The sequence below is a fragment of the Sphingopyxis sp. genome, assembly GCF_041916015.1.
GTDB lineage: Bacteria > Pseudomonadota > Alphaproteobacteria > Sphingomonadales > Sphingomonadaceae > Sphingopyxis.
In genome coordinates this window covers 1-16,373 of sequence record NZ_JAYSAH010000072.1, presented here as the reverse complement: position 1 = coordinate 16,373, position 16,373 = coordinate 1, and the positions used below count along the sequence as shown (strand labels likewise).

Sequence of the window (16,373 nt, the reverse complement as noted above, 5' to 3'; positions counted from 1 at the left end):
GGGGCGGCGCTCGCGCCGTCCGCGGGACGCGCGAGCAGGTCCGCGGGCTTCAGCGAAATGCCCTTCACCAGCGTGTCGGCGGGGCCGATCGGGCCGACGTCGCGGCCGCCGACGGTGACTTTCAGCGCCTGCGGGATGCTGGTGCGGAGGGTGAACTGCTCGATATAGTCGGCGGGCACCTGATAGACCTCGCCGGCGTCGAGCGTGCGCCAGTTTTCGGTCTTGCCCTTTGCGTCGTCGAAGCCGATCCAGACCTCGGAGAGGCCGGTGAGGACGACGGGGGCGTTCGCGGGCACAGGCGCTCCGGCCTTGGTCGGTGCCGTCGCAGGGGCGCCCGCCGCGGGGGCTTCGGAGGCGTCGGCGGCCTGGTTCTGCGCCGCGATTAGCGCCTCGTCGGGCTCGACCGACAGGAAGCGCCAGACGCCATAGGCCGAGACGAGCAGCAGCGCGACGATGACGAGCGTCCAGGTGAGGCGCGCGGTCGGCAGGCGCGCGGGATCGGTCGGCTCATAGGCCTCATAGGCCGGGCGCGCGCCATATTGATCCTCGTCGAGCTCGCGGCGGACCGAGGCCGCGATTTCGGCCTCGGGCAGATCGATCGCGCGGGCATAGGCGCGCGCGAATCCGGTCACGTAGGTGCGGCCGGGAAGCTCCGAGAATTCCGATTTTTCAATGGCTTCGAGATGTCTTTGGGTGATGCGCGTGCGCGTCGCCACGTCGGCGAGCGACAGGCCGGCGGCTTCGCGCGCCAACCGGAGCTTGTCGCCGGTACGCGTAATCGCCAACTCGCCCTGCGCCGGGGCGGTTTCCTCGTCTGCCATCGCTGTCTCCTTGCCGGCCGATGCAACCCGGTTCGACCGCGCGGGGCGTTCATCGCATTGACGGCGCGCGAAAGTCAAATGAAGTTCGGTAAACGGCCGGTCGAAATGAAGCGGTTAGGGGGTGGCGGGTCGTTGGCCTGAGTGTGGGGCCGGGTGTTGCCCAGCCACCTTCGTCATTCCGGACTCGATCCGGAATCCACTCTTCCTGCGCTGGAGGAATGGACCCCGGATCAAGTCCGGGGTGACGATGATTTGGGGTGCCGCTCCGCTGCCGTCACACCCCCTCCAGCGACGCGCCGATCGCGCTCCACACCTGCGCGAGGTCGCCGGGCGTCGTGCAATAGGGGGCATCACGTAGATGGTGTTGCCGAGCGGGCGGAGGAGGACGCCGTTTTCACGGTAGAAGGCGATCAGGCGCGGGGTGAGCGACGAGAGATAGCCGCCGTCGGGCACCACGACGTCGAGCGCGGCGATGGTGCCGAGGCGGCGCGGGTTCCGGACGCGCGGATCGGCGCCAAGCATCGCGAGATGCGCGGCCTGCGCGTCGGCGAGCGCATCGATGCGCGCCTGCACCGGCTCGTCGCGCCAGATCGCGAGATTGGCGTTGGCGGCGGCGCAGGCGACCGGGTTCGCGGTGTAGCTGCTCGAATGGTAGAAGGTCTTCGCCCGGTCGGTCGAATAATGCGCCGCGAAGATCGGCTCGATGCAGAGCGTCGCGGCGAGCGGCAGGCTGCCGCCGGTCAGCCCTTTCGACAGGCAGACGATGTCGGGGATCACCCCCGCCTGATCGCAGGCGAAGCGGGTGCCGGTGCGGCCCCAGCCGGTCATCACCTCGTCGGCGATGAAGAGGACGCCGTGGCGCGCGCAGATCGCGCGCATTTCGGCGAGCACCCAGGCGGGATAGATCAGCATCCCACCCGCGCCGAGGATCAGGGGCTCGACGATGAAGGCGGCGGGTGCGCTATCGTCTTTTGGCACGCAGGCGGCTTCGAGCGCGTCGAGCGTCGCCTGTTCCATGCCTTCGTAAGGGAAGGGGATCGTATCGACGTCGAACAGCAGGGGCTGCCAGGCGCGGTTGTAGACGCCGCGCTCGCCGACCGACATCGTGCCGATCGTGTCGCCGTGATAGCTGTGATCGAGGACGAGGATGCGGCTGCGCGCCTCGCCGATGTTGAACCAATAGCCGAGCGCCATCTTCAAGGCGACCTCGACGCTGGTCGAGCCCGAATCCGAGAAGAAGACGCGGGTCAGCGGATCGGGAGTGATGCGAACCAGTTCGGCGGCGAGCGTCTCGGCGGGCTCGTGGGTCCAGCCGGCGAAGATGAGCTGGTCGAGCTTTTCGGACTGTTCGCGGATCGCGGCCATGATGCGCGGGTGCGCGTGGCCGTGGGTGGTGACCCACCAGCTCGAGATCGCGTCGATCCAGTGATGGCCGTCGGCGTCGTAGAGCCGCGCGCCGTCGCCGCGCGCGATGAGCGGGATCGGATCGCCGAGCCCATGCTGGGTGAAGGGATGCCAGACGGGCGAGGGGGCGTCGCTGCTCATGGCGCGCCCTTACACGCCTTCGCCGCCCGCGTGAACGCACGAATGCTGCGGCCTGCGCCGGGCGAAGGGGCCGGTTTCACCGTCCGGCGCGCCCGGGACACGGGAGACCCGATCGTCGCTTCCCTTTTGCGATGCCGCGTCCCTAGGGTCGGGCGATCGACGATAGAGGAGCGAAGTATATGAGCGCCCTTCCGGCCCAGGGCGGAGGCTCTCCGTCCGCGCACGACGCGCCCGGAGGCGGCATGGCGCCGACAACCGCCCCGACGGCCACTGACGTCGCGCTCGGCCTCCAGCTTTGCCGCGCGGGCATAATGTCGCTGACGCGGCTGCAACTCGCGCTCGATCGCGGCGACCGGTCGCGGGCGATGGAGACGGTCGACGATCTGCATGCGCTCGATATCAGCATCGCGCGAACGGTCGCGGCGCTGCCGGCCATGCCTTCCGACGAGCGGCTGGCGGCGGCGGCGCGGCGGCTGCAGGACGAGAAGATGGCGCTGGCCTTTGAAAAGCTGACGCTGGCGAGCGGGGTCAGTGGGCCGGGATTGTCTTCCGGGTCGCCGCGCCGCCTCGGGCGCGAGATCGTGCCGGACAGCGAGCCCGCGGACGACGGGCCGGTGCGGGCGCCGCGGCTGGCGGCGCGGTGGTCGGGTCCGGCGCTGCGGGTCGCGGCCTTGCTTGCCATCGCGGCGGGGACGGTCGGGGTGCTGGTGATGGCGCTTTAGGGGATGACTTTGGCTTAATCCATTTCGTCATTGCGAGGAGCGCAGCGACGACGCAATCTCCAGCTGGCGTCTGGAATGAGCGATAGCTGGAGATTGCTTCCCCCGGCTTTCGCCGGGGTCGCAATGACGCGAGGAGATTCTAACGAAAATCCGCGAGGTCGAAATGGGCCGCGAAGGCCCGCGCGAGGCTGTCCGGGGCCAGCGGATCGAGGACCGGCAGGCGGCCGAGCCGGCGGACGCCGCCAAGCTTTGCGATGATCGCTTCGCTGTCGGGAACCGCTTCGCCGAGGAAGGCGAGGCCGTGGATCGGCACGCCGCGCGCGCGCAGCGCCTCGATCGTCAGCAGGCTGTGGTTGATCGTGCCGAGGCCGGTGCGCGCGCAGACGATTACCGGGACCTGCCAGCGCGCGAACAGGTCGGCGTAGAGGATGTCGCGCGTCACCGGGACGAGCACGCCGCCGGCGCCTTCGATCACCAGATTGCCCTCCGGCGGCGTCAGCGCGTCGACGTTGATGGTCACGCAGTCGATCTCGGCCGCGAGGTGCGGCGAGGCGGGGGTGACGAGGCGGTATGCCTCGGGAAAGGCGGGGACATTGGCGAGGCGCGCGACGGCTTCGCTGTCGGTCTCCTCCTCGAGGCCCGACTGGATCGGCTTCCAGTAGGGCGAGCGGAGCGCGCCTGCGAGCGCGGCGGAAAAGACGGTCTTGCCGATGCCGGTGCCGGTGCCGGTGACGACGAAGCGCCGCATCAGGCGTCGGCCATCGCGGCGGCGAGAACATCGACCATCGCGTCGATCTCGCGCGTCCCGACGTTGAGGGTGAGGGCGATGCGGAGGCGCGCGGTGCCGTGCGGAACGGTGGGCGGGCGGATGCCGCGAACGTCGAAGCCCTCGGCCTGCAGCGCCGACGCGATGCGCATCGTCCGGGCGTTGTCGCCGATGACGACGGGGACGATCTGGCTGCCGCTGGGCGCGATGCCGAGCGCGGCGAGGCGCGTTTCGGCGTGGCGGACGAGGCCGTGGAGGCGCGCGGCGCGTTCGGGCTCGTTCGCGACGATTTCGAGGGCCTGGCGGACGAGCCATGCCATCAGCGGCGAGGGGGCGGTCGAGAAGATGAAGGGGCGGCCGCGGTTGACGATGAAGTCGCGGACGATCTGCGGGCCGCAGAGCAGCGCGCCTTCGCAGCCGAGCGCCTTGCCGCAGGTGTGGAGGGTGATCAGATTGTCGCGGCGGCCGAGGCCGTGCGCGAGGCCCTGTCCCGCGGGGCCGTAGACGCCGGTCGCGTGCGCCTCGTCGACGATCAGCACGGCGTCGTGGCGGTCGGCGACCGCGGCGAGATCGGCGAGCGGGGCGCGGTCGCCGTCCATCGAATAGAGGCTTTCGACCGCGATCCACGGCGTGCCGCTGCCGCCGCCGGCGCGCCAGCGTGCGATGATGTCGTCGAACGCCTGCGCGTCGTTGTGGCGCGCATCGACGCGGCCGGCGCGGCCGAGCTTCATGCCGTCGTGCGCGCTCGCATGGATGAGTTCGTCATGGACGACGAGATCGCCGCGCTGCGGCAAGGTAGCGAAGAGGGCGGCGTTGGCGGCGAAGCCGGTGGGGAAGAAAAGCGCCGCCTCGCTGCCGTAATGGCGCGCGGCATGGGCTTCGAGCGCTTCGTGCTCGTCATGATTGCCGCGCAGCAGCCGCGAGCCGCCCGAGCCGGCGGGAAGCCCGCGCTGAAGACCGGCGGCGAGCGCCTCGTTCAGGGCGTAGGAGCCGGCGAGCGCGAGGTAGTCGTTCGAGGCGAAATCGGCGCCGGTGCGTGGGGCGAGGGCGCGGCGCCGGTCGTCGGCGGCGAGCGCGGCGAGGTCCTTGCGGTGGGCGTGAAAGGGGGAGGTGGTCATTCTGCTTCCCTTGTCCGTCGTGGCGCGCCATTCGACTGCGTTGCAGGCGGTCAGGACTGATTGCGCGAAGCAATCCAGAGCGGTTTACGCACTCTGGATTGCTTCGTCGCTGCGCTCCTCGCAACGACGAGGAGGGATGAGGGGGCTTAGTTGACCGCCTTGTCGACCAGCTTGTTCTTGGCGATCCACGGCATCATCGCGCGAAGCTGCGCGCCGGTCTGTTCGATCGGGTGCGCGGCGGCGGCCTTGCGGCTGGCCTTCAGCTCGGGCTGGCCGGCCTGGTTGTCGAGGACGAAATCCTTGACGAAGCGGCCCGAGGTGATGTCGGCGAGGACGCGCTTCATCTCGGCCTTGGTCTCGTCGGTGATGATGCGCGGGCCGGTCTTGATGTCGCCATATTCGGCGGTGTTCGAGATCGAATAGCGCATGTTGGCGATGCCGCCCTCATAGAGGAGGTCGACGATCAGCTTGGTTTCGTGGAGGCATTCGAAATAGGCCATTTCGGGGGCGTAGCCCGCCTCGACCAGCGTCTCGAAACCCGCCTGGATGAGGTGGGTGACGCCGCCGCAGAGCACCGCCTGCTCGCCGAACAGGTCGGTTTCGCACTCTTCCTTGAAGGTCGTCTCGATGATGCCGCTGCGGCCGCCGCCGACGGCCGAGGCATAGGAGAGGGCGAGCGCCTTGGCGTGGCCGTTGCCCCCCAGAGCTTTACCATCGCTGCCGCTGGCTTCCTGCGCGACCGCGATCAGGCAGGGGACGCCGCCGCCCTTCTGATATTCGCTGCGCACCGTGTGGCCGGGGCCCTTCGGCGCGACCATGAAGACGTCGATGTCGGGGCGGGCCTCGATCAGGCCGAAATGGATGTTGAGGCCGTGCGCAAAGGCGAGCGCGGCGCCGGGCTTCAGATTGTCGGCGAGGTCGTCGGCATAGATTTTCGCCTGATGTTCGTCGGGAGCGGCGATCATGATCACGTCGGCCCACGCCGCGGCTTCCTTGTTCGACAGGACGCGGAAGCCCGCGCCTTCGGCCTTCTTCGCGGTCGCCGAACCGGGGCGGAGCGCGATCGCGACCTCCTTGACGCCGCTGTCGCGCAGGTTCTGCGCATGGGCGTGGCCCTGGCTGCCATAGCCGAGAATGGCGACCTTCTTGTTCTTGATCAGATCCTGGTCGGCGTCGCGATCGTAATAAACCTGCATGTCCGTAACCCCTTCATATGTTCAGTTGATCGTCATCCCCGCGAAAGCGGGGACCCAGAGCGTGCGTAGGCTGAGCCTTCCCTGGGTTCCCGCTTTCGCGGGAATGACGAAGGTTGGTTGAATGACTAAAGCGCCTCCGCGCCGCGGGCGATGGCGACGACGCCGGTGCGGCCGACCTCGACGAGGCCGCATTCGCGCATCAGGGCGATGAAGCGGTCGACCTTGTCGCTGCTGCCGGTGATCTCGAAGATGAAGCTCGACAGCGTCGTGTCGACGACCTTGGCGCGGAAGACGTCGGCCATGCGCAGCGCCTCGATCCGCTTGTCGCCGGTGCCCGCGACCTTGACCAGCGCGATCTCGCGCTCGACATGCGCGTCCTGATCGGCGAGGTCGATCACCTTGTGGACGGGCACGAGCCGGTCGAGCTGCGCGATGATCTGGTCGATGATCGGCGGCGGGCCCGAGGTGACGATGGTGATGCGCGACAGCGCATGGTCGGCGGTGATGTCCGCCACCGTCAGGCTTTCGATATTATAGCCGCGCGCGGTGAACAGCCCGGTGATCTTGGCGAGCACCCCGGCCTCGTTGTCGACGGTGATGGCGAGCACATGGCGCTCGCCGGTTTCGGTGGTGATTTTCATTATTCCTCCCCGGAACGGGGAGGGGGACCACCGAAGGTGGTGGAGGGGCACCCTCGCCCAAATGCTGCTTCATGGGGCACGTGCCCCTCCACCATGCTTCGCATGGTCCCCCTCCCCCGATGGGGGAGGATCGCTTCGCTTTTCATCATCACACCAGCGCTTTCGCTTCGTCGTCCATCGTGCCGATGACGTCGCTCGGCTGGAGGATCATGTCGGTGTGCGCCGCTCCGCTCGGGATCATCGGGAAGCAGTTGGCGAGCTTGGCGACGCGGCAATCGACGATCACCGGGCCCGGCGTGTCGAGCATCGCCTTGATGCCGTCGTCCAGCTCGCCCAGCGTGTCGATGCGCAGGCCGGTCCAGCCATAGGCTTCGGCCAGCTTCACGAAATCGGGCAGGCTGTCCGAATAGCTGTTCGAATAGCGGCTTTCATAGGTCAGTTCCTGCCACTGGCGAACCATCCCCATCCATTCATTGTTGAGGATGAAGATCTTCACCGGAAGGCGGTACTGGCTGACCGTGCCCATTTCCTGAATGTTCATCTGCAGACTGGCCTCGCCCGCGATGCAGACGACGAGGCGGTTCGGGTGGGCGATCTGCGCGCCGACCGCGGCGGGGAAGCCGTAGCCCATCGTGCCGAGCCCGCCGCTGGTCAGCCAGCGGTTGGGGGCCGAGAAGCCGAAATGCTGCGCCGCCCACATCTGGTGCTGGCCGACCTCGGTCGTGATGATCGGGTCGCGGCCGCGGGTCGCGTCGAACAGCGCCTTGACCGCGCGCTGCGGCATGATCTCGGCGCCGGCGTCCTTCTTTTCGGGGAAGTCGAGGCAGCGCGTCGCACGCCAGCCGTCGATGCGGCGCCACCATTCGCCATAGTCGCGCGCCGCGAGCCCCCGATCGGTCCACGCCGCGACCAGCGCGTCGAGCGCGCGGCCGGCATCGCCGAGGATCGCGAGATCGACGGGGACGATCTTGTTGATCGAGCTCCGGTCGATGTCGATGTGGATCTTTTTCGCCTCGGGCGCGAAGGCGTCGAGGCGGCCGGTGACGCGGTCGTCGAAGCGTGCGCCGACCGCGATGATCAGGTCGGCGCGGTTCATCGCCATGTTCGATTCATAAGTGCCGTGCATGCCGAGCATACCAAGCCACTTCGGATCGTCGGCGGGAAAGGCGCCGAGCCCCATCAGGGTCGAGGTGATCGGCGCGCCGGTCAGGCTGACGAGCTGGCGCAGCGCCGCGCTCGCGTCGGGCCCCGCGTTGATCACGCCGCCGCCGGTGTAGAAGACCGGGCGTTCGGCCGCGGCGATCAGGTCGATCGCCGCCGCGATCGCTTCGGCATCGGGCTCGATCTGCGGGCGGTAGCTGTTGTGCTGGATGATCTCGGGCACCGTATAGGTGCCGGTCGCGACCTGCACATTCTTCGGAATGTCGATCACCACCGGGCCGGGGCGGCCGTGGGTCGCGATATGGAAAGCCTCGTGCATGATCGGCCCCAGCCGGTCGGGGTCCATCACCAGATAGTTGTGCTTGGTGCAGTGGCGGGTGATGCCGACCGTGTCGCATTCCTGGAAGGCGTCGGTGCCGATCAGCGTCGTCGGAACCTGACCCGTGAGCACGATCATCGGGATCGAATCCATCAGCGCGTCGGTGATGCCGGTGACGGCATTGGTCGCGCCGGGGCCCGAGGTGACGAGCACGACGCCGGGCTTGCCGGTCGAGCGCGCATAGCCCTCCGCCGCGTGGGTCGCCGCCTGCTCGTGGCGGACGAGGACATGCTGGATCGTCGGATGGTTGAAGAGCGCGTCATAGATGGGAAGGACCGCGCCGCCCGGATAGCCGAACACCGTATCGACCCCGAGGTCGACCAGCGCCTGAACCACCATGTCGGCACCACTCATTTCCGTCACGACACTCACTCCTTTCTGCCTATCCAAAAGCCCGAAGGCGCGCGCGTTGTGCGCCGCAACAGGTCGGCGGGCAATAGGTGTATGATTCTATCCTGTCAACAGTCTATCACGTAATATTATTGCCAATTTATCGATAGAAGCGATGTTTAATGATTCTTCATGGCGGTGCCAGCCGGCGGGCGGCTGGTGGCGGAACCAGGTGAACTGGCGTTTCGCATATTGGCGGGTGGCGGCCTGCGCCGCTTCGAGCGCGGCATCGCGGGAGATTTCGCCGCGCAGCCAGCCGGCGATCTGCGGCACCCCGATCGCGCGCATCACGGGAAGATCGGGATCGAGGCCGCGCGCGAGCAAGGCCTCGACTTCGGCGGCGGCGCCGCGGTCGAACATTTCGGCAAGGCGTGCATCGCAGCGGGCGCGGAGCCAGTCGCGCGGGGGCAGGAGGATCAGCGGCGCAAGCGCGATAGCGCCGGCAATGCCCCCCTCGCGCGCTTCCTGCCACGCGCCGAGGGTGCGGCCGGTCGATCGCGCGACTTCGAGCGCCCGCGCGACACGGGTGGCGTCGGCGGGGTTGAGGCGCGCGGCGGCTTCGGGATCGGCTTCGGCGAGCGCGGCATGGGCCTCGGCGACGGGCAGCGCGCGGACCGCCGCGCGGATGGCGGGGTCGATGTCGGGAACCGGCGCGATCCCGTCGAGCAGCGTCCGCATATAGAGGCCGGTGCCGCCGGCGAGGATGGGAATCGCCCCGGCGCCGTGCGCCGCGCCGATCACTTCGCGCGCCTCGTCCGCCCAGCGCGAGGCATTGTGCGCCTCGGCGCCGTCGACATGGCCGAACAGGCGATGGGGCACGCCCGCCATCTCTTCCTCGTCGGGGCGTGCCGAGAGGATGGCGAGGTCGGCATAGACCTGACTCGCGTCGGCGTTGACGACGACGGCTTGCCGTCCCGCGTCGGCCAAGGCTTTTGCGAGGCTTACCGCCAATGCGCTCTTGCCGCTGGCGGTCGGTCCGGCAATAAGCGCGAGAGGCGGCCGCCGATTGGATGAAGAAGGAGATGCCATGTTCGTAGCCACGCTGATAGCAGCCGGAAAGCTGACCGACGAGGTGGTTCGCGAGGCGATCGACCGTCTCGACGCCACGGGCCACGACGTCGGCGCGCCGCACTGGATCGACGAGCATGACGCGGCGGACATTTTCTTTCAGGGCAGCCTGGTCAGCGCGCGCGCCGAACTGGCGAAGATGGACCATGGCGCGCTCGACGTCGTGGTGCAGCCGTTCGGCGACCGCGCCAAGAAGCTGATCATCGCCGACATGGATTCGACGATGATCAGCTGCGAATGCATCGACGAACTCGCCGACTATGCCGGAATCAAGGATCAGGTCGCGGCGATTACCAAGAAGGCGATGCGCGGCGAGGTCGATTTTCGCGGCGCGCTGACCGAGCGCGTCGCGCTGCTCGCCGGGCTGGCCGAAGGCGTGCTGACCGAATGCCGCATGGAGCGCGTCCGGCTGACGCGCGGCGCGCGCACGCTCGTCCAGACGATGAAGGCGCATGGCGCGCATTCGGTGCTGGTGACGGGCGGCTTCACCGCCTTCGCGGGGCCGGTGGGGGAGGCGATCGGGTTCGACAAGGTGGTCGCGAACGAACTGGGAATCGAGGGCGGCAAGCTGACCGGCACGGTGCGCGGGCCGATCGTCGACAAGGATGCGAAGCTGGAGACGTTGACGGGCGAGGCGGCGAAGCACGGCCTGCCGCTCGGCGAGACGCTGGCGATCGGCGACGGCGCGAACGACATTCCGATGATCACCGCGGCGGGACTGGGCATCGGCTATTATCCGCACCCGGCGGCGGCCGAGGCGGCGGATGCCGTGATCCGGCATCACGACCTGACCGCGCTGCTGTGGGCGCAGGGCTATCCGCGGCGGAGCTGGGTGCTGGGGTAGGCGACGTTCGGGCGGATGCGGCGCCGGCATTCCCGTAATTGCGTCATTCCCGCGAAAGCGGGAACCTAGGGCGGGGTGAGTCGACGCACGCTCTGGGTTCCCGCTTTCGCGGGAATGACGCCGGTTGGAAGGCGGCGGCCTCAGGCTGTCTCCATTTCTTCCGCCAGCCATGTCTTGAACCGCCGCATCGCGTCGCTTTCCGCGCGCGACATCAGACGGGTGAGCCAGTAGCGGCCGGCGTCGATGGTGGTCGCGAAGGGCTGGACCAGTTGCTCGGCCGCGAGCTCGCGGGCGAACATCGAGGGCGGCGCGAGCGCGACGCCGTGGCCGGCGGCGGCGGCACTCGCCATCAGCGCGCTGCTGTCGAAGACCGGGCCGCGGAGGACGGGGGCGGGGATGCCCGCGGCGGCGAACCAGCGCGACCATTCGTCGGGGCGGTACGAGCGGAGCAGGGGTTCGTGGAGCAGGTCCGCGGGCGATGTCAGGCGCGCGGCGGCCGCGGGCGCGCAGAGCGGGCTCAGCGGCGCGGCGAGCAGGGGGGCGGCGTGGGTGCCGTGCCAGGCGCCGTCGCCGAACCGGATCGCATAGTCGAGCGCTTCGCCCGCGAGATCGACGCGGTTGTTGTTGGTCGAAATGCGCAGGTCGATGCCGGGATGGGCGCGCGCGAAGCCGGCGAGGCGCGGGAGCAGCCAGCCGGTCGCGAAGGTGCCGACGACGCCGACCTTGAGCGCTTCGCGGAAGCGGCCGCCCGCATATTGGTCGAGCGTCGCGGCGACGCGGTCGAAGGCGTCGGCGACGACCGGGACGAGCGCATGCCCCTCGTCGGTGAGCGCGAGGCCGCGCGGCAGGCGGTGGAAAAGGCGCGTACCGAGGCGGCGTTCGAGCTCGGCGACCTGATGGCTGACCGCGCCCTGGCTGACGCAAAGCTCGATCCCGGCGCGAGTGAAATTGAGGTGGCGCGCCGCCGCCTCGAAGGCGCGGAGGGCGTTGAGCGGGAGTTGGGCGCGGTCCATCGCGACGTTCTGAGAAAATCTCATGGCTTTGTCGAGAAATGATGCTTTGTGGGCGGCCCCGGCGCTTGGCATCCCTTCGGGCGAAGGGAGACGGAAGGATGATGAGGGCGTTGGCGCTGGCCTTATGGATGATCGGGACAGCTGGCGCGGCGAAGCCCGCCGCCGGCGATCCGCTGACCCGGCCGATGGCGGTGGATCGTGCGGAAGAGTGGCTCAAGCCCTTGCCGCCCGGGAAAATTTTCGGGACGAGCTATCTCGTCGGCTTCGGCGGGCTGTCGGTCGCGCTGATCGACACCGGCGACGGGCTGGTGCTGATCGACGGCGCGCTGCCGCAGGCGGCGCCGATGATCCTCGCCAATGTCCGGTCGCTCGGTTTCGACCCCCGAGACATTAAATTTATTCTGAGCACTGAGCCGCATTACGACCATGCGGGCGGGCTGGCGGCGCTGGCGCGCGATACCGGCGCGACGGTGGTCGCGAGTGCGCGCGGCGCCGAAGGGTTGCGTGCAGGCGCGCTTGCGAAGGACGATCCGCAGCTTGCCTATGGCGGAACCTGGCCCGCGGTGACGCGGCTGCGCGTGGTCAAGGGCGGCGAGGTGCTGAGGCTCGGCACGGCGGCGATCACCGCGCATGCGACGCCGGGGCACACGATGGGCAGCATGAGCTGGAGCTGGAACGCTTGCGAGGGTGGGACGTGCAAGGCGATCGTGTTTGCGTCGAGCCTCAATCCGGTATCCGCGGACGGCTATCGCTATACGGCCAAGTCGAGCGCGCCGATCGTCCGCGGGTTCGAGGCGAGCTATCGCCTGATGGACGCGCTGCCGTGCGATATCTTGATCGCGGCGCACCCCGACAATGCGGGGAGCGGGCGGTACAGCGACGCGCCCGGCGCCTGCCGCGCCTATGCCGACCGTTCGCGCGGGCTGCTCGCGAAGCGGCTGGCGGCGGAGCGGAAGGGCGAATGAGTCCGCAGGATTCCGCGACGGCGCGCCGTCGTTATTTGCTCACCACCATGCACGCCTGACCGCCCTTGCGAAGGTCGGCGCAGAAGGCGTCGGCGTCGGCCTTGCCCGCGAAGCCGGTCGCGTGGAGGCGGGTGATGCTGCCCGCCTTGACATAGGCGGGCTGGCGCGCGGCGACGGCGGGATATTTCTTGCCGAGCGAGGCCCAGAGGTTGCGCGCGTTCGCTTCGACCCCGAAGGCGCCGAGCTGGGCGCGCCAGGGACTCGTGCCCGCGTGGACGGTGACCGCCTTGGCAGGCTGGGGGGCGGTGGGCGCCGGTTTGACGGGCGCCGGTTTGACGGGCGCGGGCTTGGCGGGCGCGGGCTTGGCCGGTTCGGCCTTCGGCGGCAGCTTGCCGCTTTCGGGCGGTGCTGCGTAGGTCGTGCCGGGAGCGGTCGCCTTTGCGGCGGTCGCGGCGGCGGTCGCTTCGCTCGCGGCGGTCGCTGCGGCGACGGCGGCGGGGGTCGAGAGCGTCGGCGCGGGCTTTGCGGGGGCCGGATTAATGACTGGCGGCGGGGTGTAGCTGGCGCCGGGCGCCGAAGCGGGAAGGCTCGCCGTCCTGATCGGCGAAGGCGCGGGTTTTTCGGGCGCGGGCGGGGCGGCGGCATTGACCGCGGCCAGCCGTGCGCGTGCCTCGTCCTTCTCCATCTCGGGCAGCATCGCGAGGCCCGCCTGGCGCTGGTCGAGCGGGATCAGGCTGTCGAGCTGCGCGAGGCGCGCCGAGGCGAGCGAAAGCCCGGCGTCGCTCGCGCGCTTGGTCAGCGCATAGGCGCGCGGCCAGTCCTTCGCGGCATAGTCGCCGTTGAACAGCGCGGTGCCGAGAACATATTGCGCGCGCGGTTCGCCGCGCGCCGCCGAGGCGGTGATGTAGGGCATCGCCTCGTCGCGCTTGTTTGCGGTGAACAGGATGAGGCCGAGATTGTCCTCGGCCTGGAGATGGCCCTGCTTCGCGGCGCGGCGATACCAGCTTTCGGCCTGGACGAGATCGGCGGGGACGCCGCGGCCGAGCTTGTACGCCTGGCCGAGGTTGAACTGCGCGTCGGCATCACCCGCAACGGCGAGCGGGCGCCATTCGGCGACCGCGGTCTGATAATCGCCCGCCTGCCACGCATCGACGCCGCTTTTGACATCGGCGAGCGCGGGCGCGGCGGACAGGAGGAGCGGCAGGGCGAGACAGGCGGCGGCGCGGAATGAACGCATCATATTCTCCAATGACTTGCGGCGCGCGAGCGGCACCGGCAGTCCCGGGACAGGCGTTTACCCATAAATGGCTAACAGCATGTTAGCACCCTCTACGGGTGAACCGACTCCGTGCCGGATCGGGACATAATCGTGTCAACCTTGCCTTTACCATGGATGCGAACGGGTCGTTCACCTTCTTTTTATCATCGTTAACCCAATTTTAGCGCCCTGCATGGCATCTCTCGCCCCGATTTTGGTTTTCCAGGGGGATGGCTGTGCGCGTTTTGGCATTGGCTTCACAAAAAGGCGGGTCGGGCAAGACGACCCTGTCGGGGCACCTCGCGGTGCAGGCGCAGCTTGCCGGCGCCGGTCCCGTCGTGCTGATCGACATCGATCCGCAGGGCTCGCTCGCCGACTGGTGGAACGAGCGCGAAACCGACCTTCCGGCGTTCGCCCAGACCACCGTCGCGCGGCTCGCCTCCGACCTCGAAATCTTGCGCCAGCAGGGCTTCAAGCTCGCGGTCATCGACACCCCGCCCGCGATCACCATGGCGATCCAGAGCGTGATTTCGGTCGCCGAGCTGATCGTCGTCCCGACGCGCCCCAGCCCGCACGACCTGCGCGCCGTCGGCGCCACCGTCGATCTCTGCGAACGCGCGGGCAAGCCGCTGGTGTTCGTCGTCAACGCGGCGACGCCGAAGGCCAAGATCACCAGCGAGGCCGCGGTCGCGCTGTCGCAGCACGGCACCGTCGCGCCGGTCACGCTGCATCACCGCACCGATTATGCCGCGTCGATGATCGACGGCCGCACGGTGATGGAGGTCGATCCCAACGGCCGCTCGGCCGAGGAGATCCGCCAGCTCTGGACCTATATCAACGACCGGCTGGAAAAGAATTTCCGCCGCACCGTCTTCTCCTCGCCGATGCCCGCGCAGCCGGGTTATGGCGCCGTGCGCCCGATGGGCGGTGGCTTCGGCCGCCGCATCGCCGGCCAGTAAGGGGAGGGGATGATGGGCGAACCCAAACCTCTCGCATCGCTGTCCGCCGGGCTGCTGGCCCGCAAGGGCGGCGCGCGTCCGGCGATGCGCCGCGCGCCGATCGGCCTTGGCCTTGCCGCGCCGATGGCGGGCGAGGGCTATGACGATCTCGGCTGGAACGACATGGGCTATGACGTCGATCCCGACCAGAATGCCGCCGCCGAACCCGCCCGTATGGTCGATCTGAAGCCGCTGCTCGCGGGATCGGTGCTGACGCACAATGCCGAGGCCGAACAGGCTGTCGACGACGCGCCGGGTCATGATCTGGTGCCCGATCTTTCCGGCACGTTCGCGCCCGAGGCCGCCGACGTGCCCGAGATCGTCCGTCAGCAGGAATCGCTGCTCGATCGCGTCGCCGCCGTGGCGCGCAAGGTCGAGGCCCAGCCGGCGCCGAAAGCGAAGAAGGACCGCGCGCCGCGCGCGCTGCGCGCCCGCGAGAAGGCGGCGTTCACGCTGCGGCTCGACGCCGAGCGCCATCTGCGCCTGCGCCTCGCCAGCGCGGTGACGAACCGCTCGTCGCAGGTCATCCTGACCGACCTGCTCGACGAATATCTCGCTTCGCTGCCCGAAATCGACGCGATGGCGAGCCGCCTGCCGGCGGCGCGGCCGACGCGCCGGACGATGCAGTCCTGACAATAGGGGGACCGACGATGAACCGCAAACTGCTGAGAAACCTTGCCGTTTCGGGCTTCGCCTTGAGCGTCGTCACCGGATGCGGCGGGATGGCGAAGATGGCGAACGCCGCGCCCGAATCGAACCGCGCGCCGGCGACCGCCGCGAAAGCCGCCGACAAGGCGCGCGACGCGCTGGAAGCGGGCAAGCCGACCAAGGCGGTCGCGCTCGCCGACGCGGCGGTCGCGGCGAGTCCGCGCGACGCGGGCTATCGCGCATTGCTCGGCCAGGCCTATCTCAACGATGGCCGTTTCGCTTCGGCGACCTCGGCGCTGAGCGACGCGATGGACCTGGGTGCGAAGGACGGAAACACGGTCATCGCGCTGACCCTCGCCTATATCGCGCAGGGCAAGAACGATCAGGCGATGGACCTGCTCAAGCGCAATTTCGACGCCGTGCCGGCGTCGGACATGGGTCTCGCGCTCGCGCTGGCCGGTGACACCAATTCGGCGATCTACATGCTGACCGAAGCCGCGCGGGCGCCCGAGGCGACGGCGCGGACGCGGCAGAATCTGGCGCTCGCCTTCGCCCTGTCGGGCCGCTGGGCGCAGGCGCGCATTCTGGCCGCGCAGGACCTGTCGCTCGACAAGGTCGAAGCGCGCATGGCCGAATGGTCGAAGCTGGCCGAACAGTCCGATGCGCGCCTGCGCGTCGCGAGCCTGCTCGGCACCGCGGCGCAGGCCGATGCCGGGATGCCGGTCCGCCTCGCGCTCGCCAATAGCGGCACCGGGATGGCCGCCGCCGACGCACCCGTCGAACTCGCCAGCGCCGATCCGGCGCCGGTCGCCGCCTATGCGCCGCCGCCGCCCTGCCGCG

Annotated in this window: 15 protein-coding genes and 1 pseudogene; 6 read left to right on the top strand and 10 right to left on the bottom strand. The window is 69.1% G+C overall.

The window, feature by feature from the left end:
- Together ACE3SL_RS10220 and ACE3SL_RS10215 are read right to left on the bottom strand one after the other, a co-directional pair.
- A partial coding sequence (locus ACE3SL_RS10220) for a helix-turn-helix domain-containing protein (RefSeq protein ID WP_374525627.1) occupies nt 1–821 on the bottom strand: 821 nt, incomplete at its 3' end.
- A 274-nt stretch (nt 822–1,095) separates the two neighbouring features.
- Nucleotides 1,096–2,366: pseudogene (locus ACE3SL_RS10215) on the bottom strand (adenosylmethionine--8-amino-7-oxononanoate transaminase).
- A gap of 242 nt (nt 2,367–2,608) precedes the next feature.
- Here ACE3SL_RS10215 and ACE3SL_RS10210 point away from each other — a divergent pair.
- Complete coding sequence (locus ACE3SL_RS10210) at nt 2,609–3,088, top strand: hypothetical protein (RefSeq protein ID WP_374525626.1); 480 nt, start codon at nt 2,609–2,611, stop codon at nt 3,086–3,088.
- A 139-nt stretch (nt 3,089–3,227) separates the two neighbouring features.
- Here the strand turns inward: ACE3SL_RS10210 and bioD are convergent, their stop codons facing one another.
- The 6 genes from bioD to miaA form a co-directional block, all read right to left on the bottom strand.
- Nucleotides 3,228–3,836, bottom strand: a complete 609-nt coding sequence (gene bioD, locus ACE3SL_RS10205) for a dethiobiotin synthase (RefSeq protein ID WP_374525625.1) — start codon at nt 3,834–3,836, stop codon at nt 3,228–3,230.
- Nucleotides 3,836–4,972, bottom strand: a complete 1,137-nt coding sequence (locus ACE3SL_RS10200) for an 8-amino-7-oxononanoate synthase (protein ID WP_374525624.1) — start codon at nt 4,970–4,972, stop codon at nt 3,836–3,838. The genes bioD and ACE3SL_RS10200 overlap by 1 nt, the downstream gene beginning before the upstream one ends.
- A 146-nt stretch (nt 4,973–5,118) precedes the next feature.
- Nucleotides 5,119–6,168 (bottom strand): ketol-acid reductoisomerase, encoded by a 1,050-nt coding sequence (ilvC, locus tag ACE3SL_RS10195; RefSeq protein ID WP_374525623.1) that lies wholly within the window; start codon nt 6,166–6,168, stop codon nt 5,119–5,121.
- Between the two features lie 125 nt (nt 6,169–6,293).
- Nucleotides 6,294–6,809 (bottom strand): acetolactate synthase small subunit, encoded by a 516-nt coding sequence (gene ilvN / locus ACE3SL_RS10190; RefSeq protein ID WP_374525622.1) that lies wholly within the window; start codon nt 6,807–6,809, stop codon nt 6,294–6,296.
- A gap of 148 nt (nt 6,810–6,957) precedes the next feature.
- Complete coding sequence (gene ilvB, locus ACE3SL_RS10185; RefSeq protein WP_374525621.1) at nt 6,958–8,712, bottom strand: biosynthetic-type acetolactate synthase large subunit; 1,755 nt, start codon at nt 8,710–8,712, stop codon at nt 6,958–6,960.
- 87 nt (nt 8,713–8,799) lie between these two features.
- Nucleotides 8,800–9,768, bottom strand: a complete 969-nt coding sequence (miaA, locus tag ACE3SL_RS10180; RefSeq protein ID WP_374525620.1) for a tRNA (adenosine(37)-N6)-dimethylallyltransferase MiaA — start codon at nt 9,766–9,768, stop codon at nt 8,800–8,802.
- On the opposite strand from miaA, the gene serB reads away from it, so the two are divergent.
- Nucleotides 9,767–10,651: a phosphoserine phosphatase SerB gene (gene serB, locus ACE3SL_RS10175; protein ID WP_374525619.1), complete on the top strand. Its 885-nt coding sequence runs from the start codon at nt 9,767–9,769 to the stop codon at nt 10,649–10,651. The genes miaA and serB overlap by 2 nt on opposite strands.
- Nucleotides 10,652–10,791: 140 nt before the next feature.
- Here serB and ACE3SL_RS10170 read toward each other — a convergent pair whose 3' ends face one another.
- Nucleotides 10,792–11,664: a LysR family transcriptional regulator gene (locus ACE3SL_RS10170; RefSeq protein ID WP_374525630.1), complete on the bottom strand. Its 873-nt coding sequence runs from the start codon at nt 11,662–11,664 to the stop codon at nt 10,792–10,794.
- Between the two features lie 98 nt (nt 11,665–11,762).
- Here ACE3SL_RS10170 and bla point away from each other — a divergent pair, with 98 nt between their 5' ends.
- Nucleotides 11,763–12,629, top strand: a complete 867-nt coding sequence (bla, locus tag ACE3SL_RS10165) for a subclass B3 metallo-beta-lactamase (RefSeq protein ID WP_374525618.1) — start codon at nt 11,763–11,765, stop codon at nt 12,627–12,629.
- Nucleotides 12,630–12,660: 31 nt separating this feature from the next.
- Here bla and ACE3SL_RS10160 read toward each other — a convergent pair whose 3' ends face one another.
- A complete protein-coding gene (locus tag ACE3SL_RS10160; RefSeq protein WP_374525617.1) occupies nt 12,661–13,869 on the bottom strand; it encodes an SPOR domain-containing protein in 1,209 nt (402 codons plus the stop codon).
- Nucleotides 13,870–14,123: 254 nt separating this feature from the next.
- Between ACE3SL_RS10160 and ACE3SL_RS10155 the strand changes: the two genes are divergently transcribed.
- The 3 genes from ACE3SL_RS10155 to ACE3SL_RS10145 all read left to right on the top strand — a co-directional run.
- Entirely contained in the window at nt 14,124–14,846 is a 723-nt protein-coding gene (locus ACE3SL_RS10155; protein ID WP_374525629.1) for an AAA family ATPase, read from the top strand.
- A gap of 12 nt (nt 14,847–14,858) precedes the next feature.
- Nucleotides 14,859–15,518, top strand: a complete 660-nt coding sequence (locus tag ACE3SL_RS10150; protein WP_374525628.1) for a hypothetical protein — start codon at nt 14,859–14,861, stop codon at nt 15,516–15,518.
- Between the two features lie 17 nt (nt 15,519–15,535).
- A partial coding sequence (locus ACE3SL_RS10145; RefSeq protein ID WP_374525616.1) for a tetratricopeptide repeat protein occupies nt 15,536–16,373 on the top strand: 838 nt, incomplete at its 3' end.

Coding starts and splice junctions, on each gene's coding strand:
- serB (WP_374525619.1), top strand. CDS start 9,767: ATGTTCGTAGCCACGCTGATAGCAGCCGGAAAGCTGACCGACGAGGTG.
- ACE3SL_RS10170 (WP_374525630.1), bottom strand. CDS start 11,664: ATGGACCGCGCCCAACTCCCGCTCAACGCCCTCCGCGCCTTCGAGGCG.
- ACE3SL_RS10200 (WP_374525624.1), bottom strand. CDS start 4,972: ATGACCACCTCCCCCTTTCACGCCCACCGCAAGGACCTCGCCGCGCTC.
- bioD (WP_374525625.1), bottom strand. CDS start 3,836: ATGCGGCGCTTCGTCGTCACCGGCACCGGCACCGGCATCGGCAAGACC.
- ACE3SL_RS10210 (WP_374525626.1), top strand. CDS start 2,609: ATGGCGCCGACAACCGCCCCGACGGCCACTGACGTCGCGCTCGGCCTC.
- ilvN (WP_374525622.1), bottom strand. CDS start 6,809: ATGAAAATCACCACCGAAACCGGCGAGCGCCATGTGCTCGCCATCACC.
- ilvC (WP_374525623.1), bottom strand. CDS start 6,168: ATGCAGGTTTATTACGATCGCGACGCCGACCAGGATCTGATCAAGAAC.
- ACE3SL_RS10160 (WP_374525617.1), bottom strand. CDS start 13,869: ATGATGCGTTCATTCCGCGCCGCCGCCTGTCTCGCCCTGCCGCTCCTC.
- ACE3SL_RS10150 (WP_374525628.1), top strand. CDS start 14,859: ATGGGCGAACCCAAACCTCTCGCATCGCTGTCCGCCGGGCTGCTGGCC.
- bla (WP_374525618.1), top strand. CDS start 11,763: ATGATGAGGGCGTTGGCGCTGGCCTTATGGATGATCGGGACAGCTGGC.
- miaA (WP_374525620.1), bottom strand. CDS start 9,768: ATGGCATCTCCTTCTTCATCCAATCGGCGGCCGCCTCTCGCGCTTATT.